Below are 21,502 nucleotides of genomic sequence, written 5' to 3'. Positions count from 1 at the left end.
AAAGTTGCGGTCTATTCCTGAATTTCCCAGAACAGTATGTAAGACGCTGTAGAGCCTTTTTCTTTTAAGGTCATGCTTGTGGAGTAGGACCCCGATGTATCCGAGCCGATAGTCATTTCAAAAGTGCCTAAGAAGTCATTGGCACTGAGATAATCAAAATCCCAGAGTTCTATGACAGTGCGCTCGTGTGGATTGTCAACTGTCAGTTCAACGTTAAGCTCAAATGTTTCAGAATTATCAATGCCTTTGTACAGGCCAGATTCTGGCCAGATTTTGTTGCCGTTGAACTTTAAGAACACTTCATCTTCATCCACTTCATCGTTTACGATGCACTGGAGTTTTGTGAGTAATATTTTAGCCATGGTTAGGTTCTGTTTGTGACTAAAATAGTCATTTCCGTTTTAAGGCTATGAATTATTTGGTGGTTTTACCATCCATCATGTCTGTAAATACCTGATCTACAGGCTCCCATAATTCTATCTTAATCCCATTAGCATCGAGGATATGTACAAACTTCCCATACTCATATTCAGCAATGTCATCACAAATAGTTACCCCTTCTGCTTTGAGCTTGTCTACCAACCTTTCCATGTTCTGAACTCGATAGTTGATCATGTAGTCTTGACCCGAGTCACCAAAATAGTCTGTATCGTGCTGAAAGGGACTCCACTGAAGGTAGTTGATCTCTTCAGGGTTATGTGTGTTTCGAAACTCAAATAAGGAGCCATATTGATCAGTGACCAAACCGAGGTGTTTCTGATACCATTCTTTAGTTTCTTTTGGGTCATTGGTTTTGAAGAAAACACCTCCAATTCCTATTACCTTGGGTTCTTTTTGATTCATTGTTTTATCTTAAAATGTACCTGAATGAATTTTAGTGGCTGGATTGATTGGTCTCAAGTATTCATACACCCAGCATTCGACAATACCCTGTTCGGTAAGTACTGGCCTCAGCCTGCGCTCGTAATCAGGGTTTAGGTGAACAAGTGGTTTGGCGTTTTCATATCTGTCCAGGATTTTGAGTGCCACCTCAGGACTGATCAATTCAAACACCTCACCATGCACTACTTCATCAGAGGATTCCTCATAGATCACTCCTGGAAACACGTCTACTTTGTAGATAGATCCAGGGATTTTTCCCACAGACACAAATCGATGACCAAAGTTGGGGGTTTGAGTTTTGTGGCTTCCGTGGTATTTCCTTTTTAGAAATCCATATGCGAATAGGTATGGGCTTATTTCCCTTGACATTTGGCGAGTGCTTTTTGAGCCATTGCTGCTTGCTCTTCTGCAATCATTAATTGTTGCTTGGCTCTGTCTTGAGCGGCTCTAGCCTCGGCAGCTGCCATTTGTGCCATTTGTGCATTTTCCTCTGCTTTCATTGCGTTGGTTTCAGCAAGTTGGGTTTGCTTGATTGCTTCGGTACGCTTGATCTGTGCATAAACGGCTAACCCCAGAATGACCAGGATATAAATGCCATGTGTTAAGACTTTCCTCATGGGTTGATCATTTACAGTTTTCTGCTAGTTTTTCAGCTCTGACTCTTTGTTCCTCTGCTTCTTTAAGAGCCTCAATCGCTCGCTCTCGTTCCATTAAAGCTTGTGCAGCTGCATCACGAGCTTGTGCAGCTGCTATCTCGGCTTTTTCAGCATTCTCCTTCGCCAAGATGGTGGCCTTTTGAGCTTCATTTGATTTGATTTGAGAGAGTACAATTAGAAATATGATTAACAATATGTAAGCTCCATGCATTAAGATCTTTTTCATCATTTTCCAGCTTTACAGTTTTCTAATTCAGCAGCTAACTCCTCAGCAATATCCCGCTGCTGGAGTGCTTCTGCGGCAGATGTTCGTGCATCTTCGGCAGATTTTTCGGCCTTTATTTGATTCTCCACAGCAAGTTTAGTTTGCTGTTGAGCTTCGGAGGATTTGATGTTGGATAAAACGATTAAGAAGCCAATAATCAGTAGGTACACAACGTGTACAATTATTTTTTTCATAGTTAATCTTAGTTCAGTGATGTCCTAAAATACAAAAACACTCTACTCGGTCTAAATATTTTTTCAGAAAACTGTAATAATTCTGGAGGCAACGCAACTAAGTTATTGAATCCGACATCTTAATCACATGAGAAAGAACTTAAGGACATATTTAATTTTGCTAGGTTTAGTCATTGCATTTCTGCTATTCTACACCAGCAGTTTTTCGAATGTTCAGGCGCCAAAGTTCACCTACAGTCTGAAGTCGGCTGGTCAAACCATCACCAATGAATTTACCAGCCAGGTAGGAGCATCTATGGTCAAGGCGATCAAAACCACCAATTGATTGGACCGAAAAGCATTCGATGAACTGGTAGAAGAAAGAGGGCCTTCCATCTATCGTCTGTGCAAAGCTTACTGCGGAGCCTCGGATGAACTGGATGATGTCTATCAGGAAGTGCTGATCAATATCTGGAAAGCTATTTCAAAATTTAGGGGAGATTCCAGTTTGTCTACCTGGATATACCGGGTGACAGTCAATACAGCAATCAGTCATCTTAGAAAACAGAAAAGCCGACCTTCTGGAACGGATGACATGCTCGAGTCACTGGAATATGACACTTCAGACCTCATTTATAAGCAAGAAAGAGAACAACAATACAATCAGCTCCTCAACTCTATTGAGCAGCTAAAACCTGAACATCGTGTAATCATTGGATTGTACCTCGAAGACCTTAGTTACAAGGAGATAGCAGAAATCATCGGTAAGGACACCAACTATGTGGGCGTAAATATCGGGAGGATCAAACAAAAGTTAACAAAACTGATGCAATATGGATGAGTTGGATGAACTGAAGGATATATGGAAATCGAATGGTCGTCAGGTAAGTGATCAGACTAGTAATCGTCTCCACCAAATGGATCAATCCATTTCCACCTATCAGCGTAAGGTCAGGCGAACCAATATCATGGCGTCTGTGTACATGTCGCTTACTGCGATCTTTTTAGTAAGCTTATTGTTCATTTACTCAGAAGAAAGCTGGTTATTCTATGCGTCTATTATTGGTGTGGTGGTACTAGCCGTAGGAGTCATTTTTCTGTTGTGGTCACGATCACTTGATACTTCCAAGAAACTCACCTTATCTGCCAGAGACTATACTGCCTACCGGCTCAAAAAACTGAGACGATCCAAAAAGATCATTGAGTATTCACCACTCTATGGGTTAGTTCTGGGATTGTTAGTCAATGCCTATGCCTATTCATTGCTTCATCACGCCTCTGGTGAATTTGTGTTTTGGGTCACCAATGCCAACTGGGTATATATTATCATTGTGAGTTTTGTTTCTTACAAAGTGAAAATGAGACGCTATATGAGAGATGTACAACCAATAGTAGATGAGTTAGAAGCCTACGAGCGATAATGCATACGTTTGTATTGTTTTTCACGAAAATCCCCTTTGTCAATTTATAAGTTCCTTGGCCTGAACTTCATATATTTGATTTCATCTTTTGAATAAATGCAATCAAATCATATCAAATGTCTAAAAAAGTAGCCATCGGAGTAGATATTGGAGGGACGCTCACCAAAGTGGGAATCGTAGATAGAGAAGGTAACCTTTTTGCACACACTGATTTTCCTACTACTAATCATAAAGATTTTGCTTTATATCTCGACGAACTCAAAGGGCATATAGAAACACTGAAGTCCCAGTTGGATTTCGATTACGATGTGCTTGGTATTGGTGTTGGAGCACCCAACGCCAACTATTATAGAGGAACGATAGAGCATGCTGCTAATTTGCTGTGGAAAGGAGTAGTGCCGTTTACAGATGAATTGAAGAAGAGGTATGACTTGCCCATTCACATTACCAATGATGCCAGTGCCGCTGCAATAGGAGAGATGATCTATGGCAATGCAACCGACATGAAAGATTTCATGGTGATCACTTTAGGTACTGGCCTTGGTAGTGGCATTGTGGCGAATGGACAGTTGATCTATGGATATGATTCACAAGCTGGAGAGCTAGGACATGTAATGATTGAAAAAGGCGGGCGTCTCACCGGGTTGGGTAGAAGAGGAGGACTTGAAGCTTACGTTTCCAGTACCGGACTGAAACGGACGGTTTTCTTTTTGCTGTGTGATATGATGGATGAAAGTGTCTTAAGAGACTATTCATACCATGAGCTCCATGGAGAACTCATTACACAGGCCGCTGAAAATGGTGATCCCATCGCTCAGGCCGCATTTGAAATGACAGGTCGTATCCTTGGGGAGCAACTGGCCAATTTCACCACCTTCTCACATCCTGAGGCATACTTCTTGCTAGGTGGATTAGCTAAAGCTGGCAAATGGATATTTGAACCAACGAAAAAGCATTTGGAAGATAACCTGCTACCGTTCTATCAAGGTAAAGTGAAATTACTTCCTTCTGGTATGATGGATAAGAATGCAGCAATACTGGGTGCGGCGGCTTTGGTATGGAATCATCATGAGAGCTAAGTTAGTTGCTCATGAGGCGGTATTCGTCGTAATTACCTCCGGCCGTTAGTAAAATTTAACTAACTTAATTCCGTACTTCTTCGTTGGTTTGGTAAGATTGTCAACGGACAAGAATAAAATCTGAAAAATATGAACAAGTTGCTTTTGATATTGGGGTCAGTAATCATGACCTATGGAGTGGGAGAAATGGCCATGCAAGAGACTTCCTCAGCGCAGGTCGAATCTGTACAGGTTTTTGATGGGGACACGCTCAAGACACTCGAACCAAAACCAGAGCATGCTAGTGAGACCTTTGTCATTGTCAATTTACTCAACCGATATCATTATAGAAAAGTAACACTCAATGATTCCTTGTCTTCAGTGATATTTGACAACTACTTTGAATCGTTGGATCCTAATAAATCCTACTTTTTACAGTCTGATATAGACTACTTTGAGAAATATAGGTACACTATAGATGACCACCTTCCAGAAGGGAATTTAGATTTTGCCTACCAGGTGTTCAGTATCTATCGTGAGCGTTCATTGGAGCGTATGGACTACATCCACGAATTACTCAATCAAGAGCCCAACTTCAATGAAGAAGAGTATTTTGAAACTGATCGTGATAAGATGCCCTGGGCAAAGAATCGTGAGGAACTGAACGATGTGTGGAAAAAGATTATCAAAAATCAGTCATTAAGTTACAAGATAGGAGGCAAGGATTGGGAATATATCTCTGATGCCTTAGCCAAGAGATATCAGCGAGTAGAAAAGGCACTTTACCAGTACAACAGTGAGGATGTGTACCAGGCTTTCATCAATGCATACACAAGCTCATATGATCCACATACGGATTATTTCTCACCAGTAGCTAAAGAAAACTTTCAAATAGACATGAGCTTGTCTCTTGAGGGAATTGGAGCTCAATTGACCCAGCAGTTGGACTACACCAAAGTGGCAGACATTATACCTGGAGGACCTGCATACAAGAGCAAATACCTGCAAAAAGATGACCGGATCATCGGTGTGGCACAGGGAGATGAAGGGGAGTTTGTAGATGTCATTGGCTGGAGACTTGATGAAGTGGTTCAGAAAATTCGTGGACCAAAGGGATCGGTGGTACGCTTACAAATCATTAAGCACGATGAAGATATCAACTCACTGCCTGATACCCTGCGTTTGGTAAGAGACAAGATCAAGCTGGAGAAATCAGCAGCTAAAGCTGAGATTATTCCATTGATGGACGGCAATGATACCTACAACCTTGGTGTAGTTACAGTGCCTAGCTTCTACATCAATTTTGACGAGATGAATCGTGGAGTAAAGGATTACAAAAGCACCACACGTGATGTCCGAAAACTGGTAGATAGCTTAAAGAACAAGGGCATAGACGGTCTGATGATTGATCTCAGATATAACGGAGGTGGGTCATTGCAAGAAGCAATCGAACTAACAGGTTTGTTCGTCCCACAAGGGCCAGTTGTACAAGTTAGAAATACCGACAATACTGTAGATGTGATGAAGGACGAAGACCATGGAGAAGTCTTCTATGACGGACCGTTAGCCGTTTTGACTAATAGGTACAGTGCTTCAGCTTCAGAAATATTCTCTGGTGCCATTCAAGATTATAAGCGAGGTATCATCGTTGGAGAAAACACCTTTGGCAAAGGGACTGTACAGAACTTGATTGACATTGGACGATATATGCGACAAGAGGATGTGGAATTGGGTCAGTTAAAAATGACTTTGGCTAAATTCTACCGGGTTACTGGTAGTAGCACACAAAGAATTGGAGTAGCACCTGACATTCAATTTCCATCGCCTTATGAGGATGAAATCTTTGGAGAAAGTGGTAGACCGACCGCACTGCCATGGGATGAAATCGCTGGTGCCAAGTTCAAACCTACCAATCAAATCGATGGTGAATTGATCGACAAGCTGCAGAAGCTATATGGTAAGCACCTTGATGAAGATCAGGACCTGAAAGACCTGGTCGCAGATATTGAAAAAGCCAGAGAAATTAGGAGTCAGACCAAAGTTTCGCTCAATCTGGAGGATCGCAGAGCAATGCAAGAAGAGCAAAATGATGTTCAGGATGATTTATCAACCTCTTTGAATAACAGTGAAGTGTTATCGGATGAGGAGCATACTAAGAAATTGTCTGAAGATCCTTATCTAAAAGAAGGGCTGCGTTTATTGGCTGAATTGGCTAAGGCTAAAATTGGATAAGATGCAACCTTTCTGAAAAGGAGGGCATCTAATCTAATAAACAGTTACTATGAAAACACTTCTAAACGCTCTTATTATGTTTCAGGCGATGGTCCTTAGTACCATTGCTGTTTCCCAAAATATCATTGCTGAAAAGCACTACGAAGACTCCAATGTTAAATCAGTGAAGATAATTGGCTCCTTTTGTGATGTACAGGTAGTGCCTGGCAGTAGACTGGTTTTTGACGGAATTATCAAAGGAGATGGTGATGAAGGTGATTACATCATAGCTATGGTGAAGAGTGGTGATGACCTGCTTTTCAAAGTAGAGCGTAAGCGAGATAGAAATTGGGGTTGGAATGACATTGATCTGGCCAGACTTGATTTGGAGTTGCCTACTGGAGTTGAATTGGTGATCGATAATTCCTCAGGAGATATCAAGGTGACTGGATACGAAGGTTCCTTTCTTGATGTATCCTCTACCAGTGGCGATATGGCCCTAAAGGAGATTAAGGCAGAGGTTGGTGCTCGATCTACATCTGGTGATGTGGTGATGAGAAATGTCGTAGGAGATGTATCCATGCGTTCGACTAGCGGAGATCAGAATTATTTTGAGATAAAGGGGAATCTACGAACGGTAGCTACATCTGGTGATATAGAGGTAGTACGGTTGACGGGCGATCTAAATGTAGAAACTACCAGTGGAGATACTGAACTGGATGATGTAGTGGGTGCAATCAGCGCCAGATCCACTTCAGGAAATATAGAAGGTGAATACATTACCATTTCTGGGGATTGTCGCTTCAAGTCCACTTCTGGCAACATCTACATGGAGTTGCGCAACGATCTGGAAGATGTTGGATTTGATCTAAGAGCTACATCTGGTGACTTGGAAGCTGGGCGTATTGATGGAGAAGATCGCTTAGTTATCAGAAGAGGAAAGTATGAGATATCTGGCGTAAGTACCAGCGGAGATCAGACATATACTAACTGATTCTAGCGGCTAATACGGACTATTTAGAATCTGCAAAGAATTAAACGAAGGAGGTGCCATGTATTGTGGTACCTCCTTTTTTTTTACTCGATTAATTGACATTTTTGTTAGATTCCAAATTCAAATGATACAACAAAACTAACCTATGGATAAACCCTACATCAGTCCCGAAACCCGTCTCAATGAACTTACATTTAGGTCAATTATTCTAGGAGCCGTACTATCAGTAGTACTGGGGGCAGCCAATGCCTATTTTGGCCTTTTTTCTGGTTTGACCGTTTCGGCTTCAATCCCCGCTGCTGTCATCTCCATGGCTATTTTGAAAGCCTTCAAAAATTCCAACGTTTTGGAAAACAACATGGTACAAACGGCAGCCTCAGCAGGGGAATCCCTGGCAGCTGGTGTGATTTTCACCATTCCAGCATTGGTTATTATGGGGTATTGGCAGGAATTCAATTACGTCGAAACCACCTTGATTTCGATTTGTGGTGGGGTATTGGGTGTTTTATTCACCATCCCATTAAGAAATGCATTAATTGTCAAAGAAAAACTGATGTTCCCTGAGGGTGTTGCCACTGCTGAGGTTTTAAAAACGGGTCAGACTGGCGGGAAGTCGGTCAAGTTCCTGGTGTATGGAGGTTTGATCGGTGGATTGTTCAAACTGGGTTATGAAGCCCTTGGCCTTTGGAATGGATTGTTTGAAAAGGCCACTGTTATCAACCAGAAATTATATCTCTACTTCAGCCTGAATTTATCCCCGGCATTGGTTGCGGTAGGTTACATCGTTGGTTTAAATGTATCAACACTCGTATTTCTGGGCGGTGTTGTTACCTGGTGGATCGCCATACCTGTATATGTAGGTGCCAATGGGTTCGATGCTGTAGCCGCTGAGCTGGTCGCTGCTGGTAAATTTGTAAGTATTGATGGAGTTACAGCTGAGGCAATGGGCGGAGCACTTTGGAGTGCGAAAATGAGGTATTTAGGTGTTGGAGCTATGGTGGTTGGTGGACTTTGGGCACTTCTTAGTTTGAGGTCGGCACTTTCCACAGCTTTCAAATCAGGAGTTCAAGCATTTAAAGAAGGTGCCCAGAAGGTTTCAGAAACCCTTAGGACGGAGCTAGATACCCCAATGTCATGGGTGTTAATTGGGATCGGCGTATTGATTGTTCCGGTGTTCTTTATCTACATCACCATTATCAAAGACGTACCCATCACGCTCTTCATGTCACTTGTGATGGTTATAGCAGGGTTTCTTTTTTCAGCAGTGGCTGGTTACATGGCTGGACTTGTTGGTAGTTCCAACAATCCGATTTCTGGTGTGACCATTGCTACCATCTTAAGTACCGCTCTGTTGCTGCTATTGCTAATGGGTAGCTCGGACCCAAGTAGAGGAGCAGCTGGTGCAATATTGGTTGGCGCGGTAGTTTGCTGTGCGGCAGCCATAGCTGGTGATAACATGCAAGACCTGAAGGCAGGACATGTGTTAGGTGCTACACCTAGAAACCAGCAGATTATGCAAATGATTGGGGTTATCGCCGGAGCGCTATTAATTGCTCCTGTTTTGAACTTATTGCTAGAATCCAGAGGTATTGGCAATCCGACAGTTGAGCATCCCGACCCGCTCGCTGCACCACAAGCCACATTAATGATGAGCGTTGCGACAGGCATTTTTGGAGGAAATTTGCCATGGGTAATTATCAGTATTGGTGCTGGGATTGGAGTATTGATCATTGCTATAGATCAATACCTCAAAAAGATCGGTAGCAGTTTCCGAATGCCCGTTCTTGCAGTTGCAGTAGGTTTGTATTTACCTTTTGAGCTGGATTCATCCATATTCGTAGGAGGAGTGATCGCTTACCTGATTGATAGGAGTTTCAGAAAGAATAATATCTCCAAAGAAAAGCAGGATACCGCTTCAAATTCTGGTCTTTTGATCGCATCGGGACTTATCACCGGAGAGGCACTCATGGGTATTTTAATTGCCTTACTGGCCACCTTCCAAATCAACCTGTCTTTAGTGGATGAACCAATAGGAGGTAGCTTAGTTGGACTTGCCATACTGGTGTTGATTCTAATCTATCTCTACAGATCTGTAGTTAACGTTTCAAAGAAATAGTACATGTCCAAAGGAGAAGAGTTTAGTAACCGTTGGGGCATTATTCTAGCATCATTGGGTATGGCCATAGGTGCTGGTAACCTGTGGAGGTTTCCTCGGCTCGCTGGTCAGTATGGCGGGAGTTTCATAGTGCTCTGGATTTTGTTCCTATTTGTTTGGAGTATTCCATTGTTGCTGGCGGAGTTTTCAATAGGTAAAAAATACCGTAGCGGGGTGATCGGTTCCTTCGGCCAATTGGCTGGACCTAAACTCACCTGGATGGGCTTTTTCATTACCGTTTGTACACTCGGCATTGCCTTTTATTATTCCGTTGTTACAGCCTGGTCTCTGGAGTATTTGGGAGTATCGATAGGTAATTTGTACGACAAACTCGTGAATGACGTGTCATTGACCGATCGACTAGTGGAAGACCCTAACTATCTCAATGCGCAATGGGATTCCTTTGCCAACGAAAGTCTACAGACAGTTATACTTTACATTTTGGTGATACTCATCGGAGTGTTTGTGGTCAGTAGGGGTGTTAAAAAGGGGCTTGAAGTAGCCAACAGGGTATTAATTCCAAGTTTGTTTATCCTTTTAATTGTCGTGGCAATTGCAGCACTTTCTATGGAAGACGGAGTGAGGGGGGTGGAATACATGTTCGCCATCAATTGGGATGATTTCAGCAATGCTACTATCTGGTTAGAGGCACTCTCACAGTCTGCCTGGTCCACAGGTGCTGGTTGGGGACTAATGATCACCATCTCCTCTTATTCAAGATCTAAAGAAGATGTGACGTTAAATACCTTCATCGGAGCTTTTGGCAATAATACTGCTTCAATTCTTGCAGGAGTGGCTATTCTGCCAGCAGTGTTTGCTTTGGCCAGTACTGAGCAAGAAGCCATCAATCACCTTCAGTCAGGAAGTCAGGCTCTCACCTTCACTATCATTCCCAGGCTATTTGCTACCATTCCAGGTGGGGCTGTTATGTCCGTTGTGTTCTTTCTAGCGCTCACTTTGGCGGCATTTAGCTCTTTTTTACCGATGTTGGAATTGTTTAAGACCAACATTGTAAACCTTGATTTGAAGCGAGGAACTATTCTTGCCTTGATGCTAGTGGTTTTCGCAGTGTTTGGGTTGCCAAGTGCCTACAGTCTGGATTTTTTCAGCAATCAGGATTGGGTATGGGGGTTAGGGTTGATCGTCAGTGGAATGTTCATCGCCATTGCAACATCCCTGCATGACCCGATAAAGTTCAAATCTGATTTGATCGATCTTGATTCTGAATTTAAAGTAAGTAATGCTTACTTTAAATACGCCATTTACTTCAATGTAGTAATGGCGGTTTTCTTAATCTACTGGTGGATGTCCCAGGGGTACAGTGCTAACCCATGGTTTACCGACACTGGAGCATGGAATTGGAAGGATGTCTACAGCAATGCCTCCATTGTCACTCAATGGGGAAGTGTAATCGTTGTAGGTTTGTTATTAAATAAATGGTTGTATCATAAGTTTTGCGCTAACACTAACTAATATGACGATAGGTTCAATAATCAGTATGGTTGCTATTGTTTCCATTGTTGTGGGTGGATTTGTCTATTTCATGGTGTTGGCAATGAGAAATGAAAAAGATAAAAATGGATAAAATCGATTCGTTAAATCAAGTAGCTGAATTTCATAGAACATTTAAGCATCCAGTACTTCAAGATCCTCAGATTCCTGGTGCAGATCGCTGTGAGCTTAGAGTCTCTCTTATCGCTGAGGAGTTAAAGGAACTGCAGCAAGCAATTGAAGACAGGGATTTAGTGGAGGTAGCTGATGCATTGTGTGATATACAGTATGTACTATCAGGAGCTGTACTGGAGTTCGGTCTTGGTGAGAAGTTTGTGGAGCTTTTTAATGAAGTGCAACGCTCAAATATGAGCAAGGCATGTAGCACGGAACAAGAGGCCCAAGCAACTGTGAAGCACTATCAGGAAAATAAAGACACAGAGGCGTACTATGTCCAGGAAGATGGTAAATATCTGGTTTACAGAAAAGGAGATAACAAGACATTAAAGTCCATTAACTACTCGCCAGCAGATCTAAAATCAATTATAAAATAGGTAGTACGAAAGAGATGGTTGATACCAAATTGTTCTGTAGTTCGAACAATTCACTAAAGATTTTTTGGTCACAGCCAAGTCCAAACATTAGTAGAAAATAGGCAGTCAGTGACGAAAGTAATTTGATGACTTTTTTGTTGTTCATATCAAATCCTGATTTCGTTGTAAAATTATAAATATTTGACTTAAATACTAATAGATTTTACAAATTAAATCAGGATTTGTTGATTTGTCAATACCCTGAAAAGGGTATTTTTCATTCTATGTGTACGAGATAGACATTCTCATTGAGTTCACCATCTTCTTCAAATGACACTAAAACCCCATCCTCCATCATCCAGTAGTCGTCATCATCCGTTTGAAAACGATCCGTATCAGAGATATGTAGTCTCCCTTTACTATCTATAGACCATTCCGAATACTCCACTTCCCGTTCGCCAAAAGCCTCCACGGTGACCTTCACTTCTCCATTGGCTCTAAACTCCATGTAAATCTCCAATTCATCTATAATTCCAGAAACCAGTCCTGAAACGGAATTGACAATCACTTCACCGAGGAATGAATCTTCTTCCTCAGCCTCTCGCTTAGCTTCATCTAATTCTTCATCGATATTAATCACCAGTTTCCAGGTTTTATCTTCAATATCTTTTGATTTTACCTTACTCTGAGAAAAGGATGAGAGGCTAACAAACGCTACAAGTGTAAAGAGAATTATTTTTTTCATGTTATTATGTATTACAAGGTACTGCTTTATGTATAATACTGAATTTGCAGATTTAGGTTACGATAATTGCATAGTTTATTAGTTTTGCAGTCTCATAAAACGATAGTTCATGTTTGATAATCTTAGTGTAAAGTTAGATAGAGCATTCAAGACCCTTAAAGGGCAGGGTAATATTACGGAAATCAATGTGGCCTCTACGGTAAAGGAAATCAGACGAGCGCTGATAGATGCCGATGTGAACTATAAGGTGGCCAAGGAGGTGACTGATTCCATCAAAGAGAAAGCACTTGGACGTGATGTACTGATTGCAGTATCACCGGGTCAGTTGCTTACTAAAATTGTGGCTGAGGAACTTACCTTGCTCATGGGTGAAACCAATGTACCAATCGACTTAACGGGTAATCCGAATACGATCCTTATCTCAGGTCTTCAGGGGTCTGGTAAGACCACATTCAGTGGGAAGCTGGCCAATTTGTTAAAGAAACAAGGTCGCACAGTATTGCTCGCAGCATGTGATGTGTACCGTCCTGCGGCAATTGATCAGCTCAAAGTGCTGGGTGAGCAAATAGGAGTAGAGGTTTACACCGAGCCAGATCAAAAAGATCCTGTGAAAATTGCTAAGAATGCAGTGAAGTATGCAAAAGAGCAGGGTAAAAAATCATTGATTATAGATACTGCAGGTCGTCTGGCGGTTGATGAAAAGATGATGGAGGAGATAGCCGCTATTAAAAAAGCAATAGATCCGTCGGAGACATTGTTTGTGGTGGACTCCATGACGGGTCAGGATGCTGTCAACACAGCTGCTGCTTTCAATGAACGACTAGATTTTAATGGCGTGGTGCTCACAAAGCTAGATGGTGATACCAGAGGTGGTGCGGCGCTTTCAATACGCAAAGAGGTAACCAAGCCAATCAAATACATTAGTACTGGTGAGAAAATGGATGCTATCGATCTGTTTCACCCAGATAGGATGGCCAATAGGATCCTGGGTATGGGAGATGTGGTGTCTCTTGTGGAGAAAGCTCAGCAGAATTTTGATCAGGAAGAAGCTCGCAGAATCAATAAAAAGATTAAGAAAAACCAGTTTGGTTTTGATGACTTTTTGTCTCAAATGGAGCAGATCAAAAAAATGGGTAACCTAAAAGACCTCATGGGAATGATTCCAGGAGTAGGGAAAGCCATAAAGGATATAGATATTGATGATGATTCATTGAAGCCAATAGAGGCAATCATCAAATCCATGACCCAACAGGAGAGAGAAAATCCTGATTTGATCAATGGGTCAAGAAGGCAGCGAATTGCTAAGGGAAGTGGTACTAGTGTCAATCAAGTCAACCAACTTCTGAAGCAATTTGAGCAAATGCGCAAGATGATGAAGACCATGAACAAGATGGGTGGAGCCAAAGCACTTTCCAATCTCATGAGATAAAACACCATTAGAAAAAACAAAAGGTCAGGTGGCTCTGACCTTTTTTATTAGCGTCCTGAATACCCTAATAGCTCAACTTTCTTTTTCCAGCGATCGATCGGTGGAGTTTTGTTTTGAGTAGCTGCAAAAATGGTTGTTTTAACATCTGATACACCGCAGAATTCGAGAGTTACCCGCTTAAATGCTTTGATGGATGGATTGCCATAAATCAATCTGTAGTACCAGTAGGGAGTATGCATGGTTGAGATGATTCTAGAGGTCTTATTGGTTAAGAATTTATCCCACCACACGGAGTTATCCCTATACTTAAATGCAAATCCTGGCAGCAATACTCTATCGAGAAATGCTTTTAACACAGCAGGGTAGCTTCCCCACCAGGTCGGGAAAAACCATACGAGGTGATCGGCCCATTTAATGTCCTGTTGTGCCTCGAGAAGGTCCGGTTCTAATTCAGTGCGTTGATTGTAACCAAACTCAAGGTTATAATTGAACTTCAAGTCTCGAAGATGCAATTTGCGCACATTGAACTTTATCTGAGCTGATTCGAAATAGATGTTGGCTAAGGAACTGTTCAGACTATTCCTGTCAGGATGGCCACAGATGACTAAAATCTTTTTCATTTCTGAATTGTTTAATTAGAAAATGAAATTAGATGGAGAAAGTGTATGATCTTTTGATTTAAGTCAAAAAACAAGTATTCAAACTCGCTGGGCTCTGATACGACTCAAAGTCTCCTGACTCATTCCAAGGTAGGAAGACAAATAGCCTAGAGGAATCCGATTGAGCATCTCAGGTTCGGATTTCATGAACTCTACATAGCGGTCTTGAGCAGTCATGGTCACTAGCGAGTTATAGCGTTCCACCAGATCTATGTAAGCGGAGGTGATGAACTCTCTTCCTAATCGATCCATTCCATCTACATGATCGAAAGCCCATTGTAATTGATCCTTGGTCAAAGAGTAACAGGTGGTCTCTTCGATGCACTGAGAGGTATATATGGAAGCTCTGCCAGTGAAAAAACTGTCAATACCGGTTAAGATTTCGCTCTCTTTGGCAAAATGACAACAGACCTCTTTACCTTCAGCTCTGTAAAAGACTCTAATTAATCCGGTTTCTATGATATATAGACGTCTGGAAATGAATCCTGCTTGTTCTATTACCTGACCTTTACGAAACCGATCGTATCGCATATGAGGCTTTAGCTCAGTAAACAATTCGGTATTATTGAAAAGTGGTAGTTTGCTCATATGTGGACAAAAAAATAGAGGTACTTTAAGGTACCTCTATCGAATATATCAAAATTCTTGAATAAGCCGTCTATCTATAGCAAACGCTATTTATTGCATCAATGGTTCGCTTCACATTAGGAAGAATTTCATCGATCAATGTAGGTGCATAAGGAAGCGGTAAATCCTTACTGTTTACTCGATGGATAGGGGCATCCAGATAATCAAATGCGTTTTTCTGAACGTGGTGACTAAGCTCCGAAGAAATAGATGCCAGTGGCCATGCCTCCTCTACAATTACCAACCTATTTGTTTTCTTGACAGACTCAATAATAGCTGCATAGTCAATGGGACGAACTGTACGTAAATCAATAACTTCAGCTTGTACTCCTTCTTTGGCCATCTCCTCTGCAGCTTCATTAGCTACCTTCATCATCTTTCCGAATGATACCAAGGTAACGTCCGAACCTTCTTTTACAGTGACAGATTGACCAATAGGAATCAAATACTCTTCCTCAGGTACTTCTCCTTTATCTCCATACATGAGCTCTGACTCCATGAAAATAACCGGATCATCATCTCTAATAGATGATTTAAGCAGACCTTTTGCATCATACGGGTTAGATGGAACCACCACTTTCAAGCCCGGTGTATTGGCATACCAATTTTCAAAGTTTTGTGAGTGTTGTGAACTCAACTGACCAGCATTACCAGTTGGTCCTCTGAAAACGATTGGCACGTTAAACTGACCGCCAGACATTGATTTGAACTTAGCTGCACCATTAATCACTTGGTCTATAGCAACCAACGAAAAGTTGAATGTCATGAATTCAACGATTGGTCTTAATCCATTAACGGCCGCACCTACGCCAAGTCCCGCAAAACCTAATTCAGCAATTGGAGTGTCAATCACTCTTTTAGGGCCAAACTCATCTAGCATGCCTTGACTGACTTTATAAGCTCCGTTGTATTCTGCTACCTCTTCACCCATTAAGAACACTTTTTCATCACGACGCATCTCTTCGCTCATCGCTTCACCCAGTGCCTGTCTAAATTGTATTTCCCGCATGTTTTAGTCTTTGATTTCTGCCCCGCTAAATTAAAAGATTAGGCTGATATTAATAAAAAAAGCTCTCCAAAATGGAGAGCTTTTCCTTATTTATTTTGATTTACTATTACTTAACCGCTTGAGCAACGGCATCAGTGTAATTAGCAAATTCCAAGTCGTTGATTGCTTTGTCCTTCAATGAAGGATCTTTTTTGATAGCTGCTTTCAAACTGCTTACTACGTCAGACGCGTTGTTGCTTCTAGCAGATGCAACTGCAATTAGGTAATTGGCTTCAGCTCCAAGTTTTTCGCTGTTGGTTACTTCACCAAGTGCACTCTTTGCAGCATCATTGTTACCTGCAAGTAGTTCTGATAGACCTTTATCAAAAGTAACTGTCTCAGACTTAGCAGAATTTGCAAATGAAGCTCTAGCACCGTCATAATCAGCATTCATTACTTGAATAGCACCTTTCATACCTGACAGGTTGCTTGCAGTCGTGTTAGAAGGAGAAGCACCTTGAGCAGTGGAGATTGCATCCATTGCTTTAGCGTTTTCACCTTGCATAACATATGCAGCAGCCATGTTAGCTGAAACTACAGCTGATTGGCTTTTGTTAGCTGCGATTTCTAGCTGAGTGATCGCATCTTGAACAAGCTTAGTTTTAGCTGAACCATCTGCCTTAGCAGCTTGATCTAAATAGACAGCAGCAAGGTTGTTGTGTGCTTGCCAATTGCCAGATTTAGTAGCTGCTTTGTAGATAGCTGCTTTTTCATCCAATGATGGAGTGAGTGTAGCTGAGAACATCATTTCCTGGAAAGAAAGAGTGTCCATTTTCGCTTCACCATTTACCACTTGCTTGGAAAGAACAGCAATCTCCGCGTTTGATTTCTTAGCTTTTACTGTAAGAATTTCAGTTTTAGCTGTTCTCAAACCTGGATAAACTTCTTTCAACAGTTTGTCATAGAAATCGAGTTTCTGCAGTTCATCTTCTTTCTCTTCGAAAGAACCTGTACCGTTTACGATTCCGTTTACAGAAGCTTTTTGCTGACCAGTAATGCCATCATAGTCCGCAAGAGCTTTTTTCAAGCCACTCCAATCTTCAATAACTGGCTTAAGAATGAACTTAATAGAGTCAGCCATTCCTTTGTAGTCATATCTACGCATTTGCTTTCTGTAGAAATCCTCTATAGCCTTAGCTCTATTTTCAGCTAAGTCACTGTTGATTCTTTCAGGACCCTCAGGAGAGTGAGTACCTGTGATCGTGACAGTTCTGGTAACGTTCTTTTCAGCGATGAATGCTGCTAGATCATTACTTTTCGTTCTGTTAGAAGTACCGTCTGTCTTCAAAGAAGGGTTCAGTCTAGCAATACCTTGCTCGAAGAAGAAGTTTACGTTGGTTGGTACCAACTCTTCTTTATCGTTGTAACCGTGATCTGCATAAGAACTGAATACAACTGGTTTAACGAATCCGCTAGTCATGATAAGACCTTGAGCAACTGCCATTCTAGGAGAAGTTTTAGACTTTCCTGATTTTGGATCGCTTGCCACACCTTCTACGTATAGTGTACCAGGGTTCATGCCATCCTGATATGGGAATGAAAAGCTTTCAGTTTTTCTTGAAGTTGAAGAACTACTATTAGGGAAGTCCTCAGCTTTGAATTCAATAGAACCTACCTGCACTTCTTGATCTCCATATTGATAGATAGTGTTGATTGTATACACTTTACCAGTTGGGAGCATTTTTGGTGGAAGCACAGCAGAAACATCGAATGGTACATCACCGCCGTGTACCTCTAGTGGGTTAGGAGTTACCTGCAAGTCTTGGTCAGCTGCCAGCTTTATCATTTTACTCAGCGTACAGCCGGAAAAAAAGATTGCTCCGGCAACCAAAGCCATAGCAAAGTTAATTTTTCGCATGTGGATCATTTTTTTGATTTTCAAATACAATAATGGTCGAATCCTGTAATAAGATGCAATAATACGGAAATAATAACTTACTTCGTAATGCATCTACAACAAATCTAAGGCAGTTTTGTTATCTTTGAGGCATTAATGACCAGTCTATTATGCAAAAGTTTTTTGAGAAATATGCTTTTGGGGTTTGTACCCGTCTTGGCGAAAAGCTCAGAATACCTACATCGGGCATACGATTATTTTTTATTTATACCTCTTTCCTGACTTTTGGGTCGCCAATCATTATTTATCTGGCACTTGCGTTTGTGATGAATTTTCGCAAAATGCTACGCCGGAGAGATAATTCTATCTGGTACTACTAAGTTTACTGAACTCCCTTTTCTTCCTGAAATAATATTGGATCAGGATGCTTTTTACGCCTGATGGTTTGCTTCGCTCGGTTTTTTTTAAATCATCAGTCAGACTTTTTAGTGCATGCCAATGCGCCTGTAGTATGGCTTGAAAATGGGCAAAAGATTGTTTTTTCCAAAAAACGAACCCGGCAAACCAATCCAGACAGATTCTCAACGGGATTACCCAAAGCAGGTGCTTTTTAGGGAGGTTTCTGGTCAGTAGACGCAGGTTATTCCGAAAGTTAAGATAGGTTTTCCGTGGACTAGTCTTATTCAAGGTGCCGCCGCCTACATGATAGACGACAGAGGAAGGGATGCAAGCCAACATTCTTTTGGCACTTTGTAACCTCCAGCAGAGGTCTATTTCTTCCATATGGGCAAAAAAATCCGAGGGGAAACCATCTAATTGCAGGAAGTCGCTCCTACGGATCATAAAACATGCGCCAGTGGTCCAAAAAACATCAGATCGAGTATCATATTGACCAATGTCTTTTTCTATCGTATCGAATATACGTCCTCTACAATAGGGATATCCCATCCAATCAAGATAGCCACCTGAAGCACCAGCATATTCAAAATATTCCCGATTTTGGTAATCTTTGATTTTAGGCTGCACAGCGGCATATTCTGGATTTCTCTCCATAAATTGAATCAGTGGTTGCAGCCAGCTTTTTGTTACTTCTATATCAGAGTTGACCAGAGCAAAATAGTCAGCATCGATTTGACGCAGAGCAGCATTGTACCCGCCGGCATATCCGGTATTTTCAGCCAGTTCAATGGTTTTTACCGTTGGAAACCTGCGCAATACTTCTAAAGAATCATCCGTAGAGCAATTGTCAGCCACATAGATGGTTGCTTCTGAGGAATGGTTGATAAGAGTGGGGAGAAACTTCTCCAGGAAGTGACTACCGTTGTAATTCAGAATAACAACTGCAACAGTCGCCATTAAACCATGTTATTGAGATCAAAGCCTGGGATGTTCGGAATCATGCCTTCGGTAGCTTTTTTCATGTGCTCCTTACTTTTCACATCAGCTTCACTTATTGCTTTGTTGATGGCCGCTATGATCAGGTCTTTCATCATGTCAGAGTCTTCTTTGGTGATGAGAGACTCATCTATTTCCAGGTCGATGACTTCTTTGTTGCCATTGACTGTAGCTGTCACCATACCAGCACCTGATTCGCCAGTTGCGGTGATGTCTTTTAAACCTTCCTGGGCTTTTTTTACGTTTTCCTGAACTTCTTTCAGTTTGCCCATCATTTTCATCATATCAAACATATCCTGCAGGTTTAGTTTCTTAGAAGTGTAAAAGTACCAACTTGTGATTTAAGTTCACCTGATTCCAACTCAAAGCTGAGTTTGTATAAATAATTTCCTTCGTTCACTTTGTCCTTGCCGTCTTTTCCATTCCAAACGGGATTTTGATTTGCTTGATGGACGACATTTCCCCATCGGTCAAATATCAATATTTGAAAGTTTGCTGTAGGCAGGCCAAAAATGATCAGCTCATCGTTGAGCCCATCTCCATTTGGTGTGAATGCTCCGGGAACATAAACCAGTATATTCACTTCTGTCTCTAGTTCATTAGAATACACATGGGTGCCATTGGAGTAAGTGTGTTGACTTCTTATATTAATGAACTCACCAATGTTAGAAGGAATTTTGACGCTATTGCTGTAGGGCAAGGTAAGTGTGGTCGTGCTGTCCTCATTGTAAAGTAAAATGGAATCTTCAGGAGCGCCAAGATCATTGGTTGGAGCTTGTAATGAAAATGAGAGTTGGTTGGTCTGTAGATCTTTATCCGTAAGTGTGAGAAAGGGAGGTGAGACGAAAGCTGAATCGTACCGATTGCCACAGGTGTCAATTTCCACTATTTTGTATCTGGTGGGTCTGAAATTAGAGATTGGAGGTTTGATGGTGGAACCATTGAATGTGCTGGTAAACAGGTAGTTTTCATCGAGTGACTGGTACAGTTCGAGTAGTCCAGGGACATTTCCAGATGTAATCGCCACATCACGACCACTATAACTCGCATAACTCGCATTGAGAGAGGTGAAAGACTCAATCGCTGTACATTGTTCCGTTACAAAAAGAGTAGTAGAATCGCATGCATTGAGTGTACGCAGTTGGATACATATACTGTCACCAGAATTAGTTGTTACAGGATAAAGGGACTCACCATTGGGTACTATCCCTGTATGGACCACCTGAAATGACGCATCGTCTATGGCAAAAGCCAATTGATACAAATGGTTTTCATTTAGTCCAGTTCCAAGTACTCTGAGGTAATCCTGACCGAGACAGCCATTAATCAAATCCATTTGGTCTGGTTGAGTAGCATCTACCTCATTGAGATTTAATGAACTTGTTTCTTCACCACAGTTTGGAAATGCATCATCATAGAATCCCTTTACAGACAACATGCCAGATCCAGATGGAAAAGAGTAGGTGATTGATTGGTTGGTTAGCAGATCTACAGAATCCGTGTTATCGAACTTGAATCTTAGAAAATCATAGTTGGTATCCGAAGAACTGATGGTGAAATCAGTTGCGCTACAATAAAATAGGTCATACTGCGGTGCGTCAGGTGCTCTTAGTGTAAAGAATAAGGTATCCGTTTTCGGAGTAACGTCATCACCTTGTATTTGTACAATGCGATAATCACCTGGATTGTTGAAGATATGAAAGGTGTCGGATTTGAATTCTACACCTTCTTCATATTCATACTGGATACCTTCCAGATCAGCAGTAGAGCCCAATGCGGTAACATTGATGGTAAGCGGAGCACATCCAAGGTCGTAATCAATAGCAAATCTCCCAAGTTGACTTTGGTGCTGTGCCTGTGCCGTCAGAGCAGAGACAATGGTCAATATGAGGGTAATGCTTCGAATCAAACTACATGATTTAA

Annotated in this window: 25 protein-coding genes; 11 read left to right on the top strand and 14 right to left on the bottom strand. The window is 41.6% G+C overall.

The window, feature by feature from the left end:
* Window positions 1-11: 11 nt before the first annotated feature.
* The 6 genes from ACO067_RS00825 to ACO067_RS00800 are packed head-to-tail and all read right to left on the bottom strand — an operon-like array spanning window position 12 to window position 1,997.
* Window positions 12-362, bottom strand: a complete 351-nt coding sequence (locus ACO067_RS00825) for a hypothetical protein (RefSeq protein WP_421869334.1) — start codon at window positions 360-362, stop codon at window positions 12-14.
* Between the two features lie 52 nt (window positions 363-414).
* Window positions 415-843, bottom strand: coding sequence for a VOC family protein (locus ACO067_RS00820; protein WP_421869330.1), 429 nt, complete (start codon window positions 841-843; stop codon window positions 415-417).
* A 9-nt stretch (window positions 844-852) separates the two neighbouring features.
* Window positions 853-1,251, bottom strand: a complete 399-nt coding sequence (locus ACO067_RS00815; RefSeq protein WP_421869327.1) for a gamma-glutamylcyclotransferase family protein — start codon at window positions 1,249-1,251, stop codon at window positions 853-855.
* Window positions 1,236-1,499, bottom strand: a complete 264-nt coding sequence (locus ACO067_RS00810; RefSeq protein ID WP_421869324.1) for a hypothetical protein — start codon at window positions 1,497-1,499, stop codon at window positions 1,236-1,238. The genes ACO067_RS00815 and ACO067_RS00810 overlap by 16 nt, the downstream gene beginning before the upstream one ends.
* Window positions 1,500-1,506: 7 nt before the next feature.
* Window positions 1,507-1,767 carry a hypothetical protein gene (locus ACO067_RS00805; protein ID WP_421869321.1) on the bottom strand — a complete coding sequence of 87 codons (261 nt, stop codon included), beginning with the start codon at window positions 1,765-1,767 and terminating at the stop codon, window positions 1,507-1,509.
* Complete coding sequence (locus tag ACO067_RS00800) at window positions 1,764-1,997, bottom strand: hypothetical protein (RefSeq protein WP_421869318.1); 234 nt, start codon at window positions 1,995-1,997, stop codon at window positions 1,764-1,766. The genes ACO067_RS00805 and ACO067_RS00800 overlap by 4 nt, the downstream gene beginning before the upstream one ends.
* A gap of 127 nt (window positions 1,998-2,124) precedes the next feature.
* Here ACO067_RS00800 and ACO067_RS00795 point away from each other — a divergent pair, with 127 nt between their 5' ends.
* The 9 genes from ACO067_RS00795 (at window position 2,125) to ACO067_RS00755 (ending at window position 11,860) form a co-directional block, all read left to right on the top strand.
* Window positions 2,125-2,322 carry a hypothetical protein gene (locus ACO067_RS00795; RefSeq protein ID WP_421869316.1) on the top strand — a complete coding sequence of 66 codons (198 nt, stop codon included), beginning with the start codon at window positions 2,125-2,127 and terminating at the stop codon, window positions 2,320-2,322.
* The gene (locus tag ACO067_RS00790) at window positions 2,323-2,817 is read left to right on the top strand and encodes an RNA polymerase sigma factor (RefSeq protein ID WP_421869313.1); all 495 of its coding nucleotides are present in this window, start codon (window positions 2,323-2,325) and stop codon (window positions 2,815-2,817) included.
* Window positions 2,810-3,397, top strand: coding sequence for a hypothetical protein (locus ACO067_RS00785; protein ID WP_421869310.1), 588 nt, complete (start codon window positions 2,810-2,812; stop codon window positions 3,395-3,397). The genes ACO067_RS00790 and ACO067_RS00785 overlap by 8 nt, the downstream gene beginning before the upstream one ends.
* Window positions 3,398-3,513: 116 nt before the next feature.
* A complete protein-coding gene (locus ACO067_RS00780; RefSeq protein ID WP_421869308.1) occupies window positions 3,514-4,476 on the top strand; it encodes an ROK family protein in 963 nt (320 codons plus the stop codon).
* Window positions 4,477-4,605: 129 nt separating this feature from the next.
* Entirely contained in the window at window positions 4,606-6,687 is a 2,082-nt protein-coding gene (locus ACO067_RS00775) for a carboxy terminal-processing peptidase (RefSeq protein ID WP_421869305.1), read from the top strand.
* Window positions 6,688-6,736: 49 nt separating this feature from the next.
* Window positions 6,737-7,660: a DUF4097 family beta strand repeat-containing protein gene (locus ACO067_RS00770; protein WP_421869302.1), complete on the top strand. Its 924-nt coding sequence runs from the start codon at window positions 6,737-6,739 to the stop codon at window positions 7,658-7,660.
* A gap of 145 nt (window positions 7,661-7,805) precedes the next feature.
* Window positions 7,806-9,776 (top strand): OPT family oligopeptide transporter, encoded by a 1,971-nt coding sequence (locus ACO067_RS00765; protein ID WP_421869299.1) that lies wholly within the window; start codon window positions 7,806-7,808, stop codon window positions 9,774-9,776.
* Between the two features lie 3 nt (window positions 9,777-9,779).
* On the top strand, window positions 9,780-11,288 hold the full coding sequence (locus tag ACO067_RS00760) for a sodium-dependent transporter (protein WP_421869295.1): 1,509 nt from the start codon (window positions 9,780-9,782) through the stop codon (window positions 11,286-11,288).
* A gap of 104 nt (window positions 11,289-11,392) precedes the next feature.
* Window positions 11,393-11,860, top strand: coding sequence for a hypothetical protein (locus tag ACO067_RS00755; RefSeq protein ID WP_421878254.1), 468 nt, complete (start codon window positions 11,393-11,395; stop codon window positions 11,858-11,860).
* 256 nt (window positions 11,861-12,116) lie between these two features.
* Here the strand turns inward: ACO067_RS00755 and ACO067_RS00750 are convergent, their stop codons facing one another.
* Window positions 12,117-12,584: a hypothetical protein gene (locus tag ACO067_RS00750; RefSeq protein WP_421869292.1), complete on the bottom strand. Its 468-nt coding sequence runs from the start codon at window positions 12,582-12,584 to the stop codon at window positions 12,117-12,119.
* A gap of 109 nt (window positions 12,585-12,693) precedes the next feature.
* Between ACO067_RS00750 and ffh the strand changes: the two genes are divergently transcribed.
* Window positions 12,694-14,013 (top strand): signal recognition particle protein, encoded by a 1,320-nt coding sequence (gene ffh / locus ACO067_RS00745; RefSeq protein ID WP_421869289.1) that lies wholly within the window; start codon window positions 12,694-12,696, stop codon window positions 14,011-14,013.
* A 47-nt stretch (window positions 14,014-14,060) separates the two neighbouring features.
* Here ffh and ACO067_RS00740 read toward each other — a convergent pair whose 3' ends face one another.
* The 4 genes from ACO067_RS00740 to ACO067_RS00725 all read right to left on the bottom strand — a co-directional run bounded on the left by ACO067_RS00740 (window position 14,061) and on the right by ACO067_RS00725 (window position 18,205).
* Window positions 14,061-14,633 (bottom strand): NAD(P)H-dependent oxidoreductase, encoded by a 573-nt coding sequence (locus tag ACO067_RS00740; RefSeq protein WP_421869286.1) that lies wholly within the window; start codon window positions 14,631-14,633, stop codon window positions 14,061-14,063.
* Between the two features lie 78 nt (window positions 14,634-14,711).
* Entirely contained in the window at window positions 14,712-15,260 is a 549-nt protein-coding gene (locus ACO067_RS00735) for a Crp/Fnr family transcriptional regulator (RefSeq protein WP_421869283.1), read from the bottom strand.
* Between the two features lie 70 nt (window positions 15,261-15,330).
* Window positions 15,331-16,308 carry a pyruvate dehydrogenase complex E1 component subunit beta gene (locus tag ACO067_RS00730; protein ID WP_421869281.1) on the bottom strand — a complete coding sequence of 326 codons (978 nt, stop codon included), beginning with the start codon at window positions 16,306-16,308 and terminating at the stop codon, window positions 15,331-15,333.
* Between the two features lie 106 nt (window positions 16,309-16,414).
* Window positions 16,415-18,205: a hypothetical protein gene (locus ACO067_RS00725; RefSeq protein ID WP_421869278.1), complete on the bottom strand. Its 1,791-nt coding sequence runs from the start codon at window positions 18,203-18,205 to the stop codon at window positions 16,415-16,417.
* Window positions 18,206-18,354: 149 nt separating this feature from the next.
* On the opposite strand from ACO067_RS00725, the gene ACO067_RS00720 reads away from it, so the two are divergent.
* On the top strand, window positions 18,355-18,564 hold the full coding sequence (locus ACO067_RS00720) for a PspC domain-containing protein (protein WP_421869276.1): 210 nt from the start codon (window positions 18,355-18,357) through the stop codon (window positions 18,562-18,564).
* On the opposite strand, the gene ACO067_RS00715 is transcribed toward ACO067_RS00720, so the two are convergent.
* The 3 genes from ACO067_RS00715 to ACO067_RS00705 are packed head-to-tail and all read right to left on the bottom strand — an operon-like array spanning window position 18,548 to window position 21,488.
* Window positions 18,548-19,540 (bottom strand): glycosyltransferase family 2 protein, encoded by a 993-nt coding sequence (locus ACO067_RS00715; RefSeq protein WP_421869273.1) that lies wholly within the window; start codon window positions 19,538-19,540, stop codon window positions 18,548-18,550. The two genes, ACO067_RS00720 and ACO067_RS00715, sit on opposite strands and share 17 nt — an antisense overlap.
* Complete coding sequence (locus ACO067_RS00710) at window positions 19,540-19,872, bottom strand: YbaB/EbfC family nucleoid-associated protein (RefSeq protein ID WP_421869270.1); 333 nt, start codon at window positions 19,870-19,872, stop codon at window positions 19,540-19,542. The genes ACO067_RS00715 and ACO067_RS00710 overlap by 1 nt, the downstream gene beginning before the upstream one ends.
* An 11-nt stretch (window positions 19,873-19,883) precedes the next feature.
* Window positions 19,884-21,488, bottom strand: coding sequence for a gliding motility-associated C-terminal domain-containing protein (locus tag ACO067_RS00705; RefSeq protein ID WP_421869266.1), 1,605 nt, complete (start codon window positions 21,486-21,488; stop codon window positions 19,884-19,886).
* Window positions 21,489-21,502: the final 14 nt, after the last annotated feature.

Source organism: Marinoscillum sp. (assembly GCF_965229915.1).
Lineage (GTDB): Bacteria > Bacteroidota > Bacteroidia > Cytophagales > Cyclobacteriaceae > Marinoscillum.
Note: the sequence above shows the minus strand (reverse complement) of the source record. Positions and strands in the feature narration are given on the sequence as shown.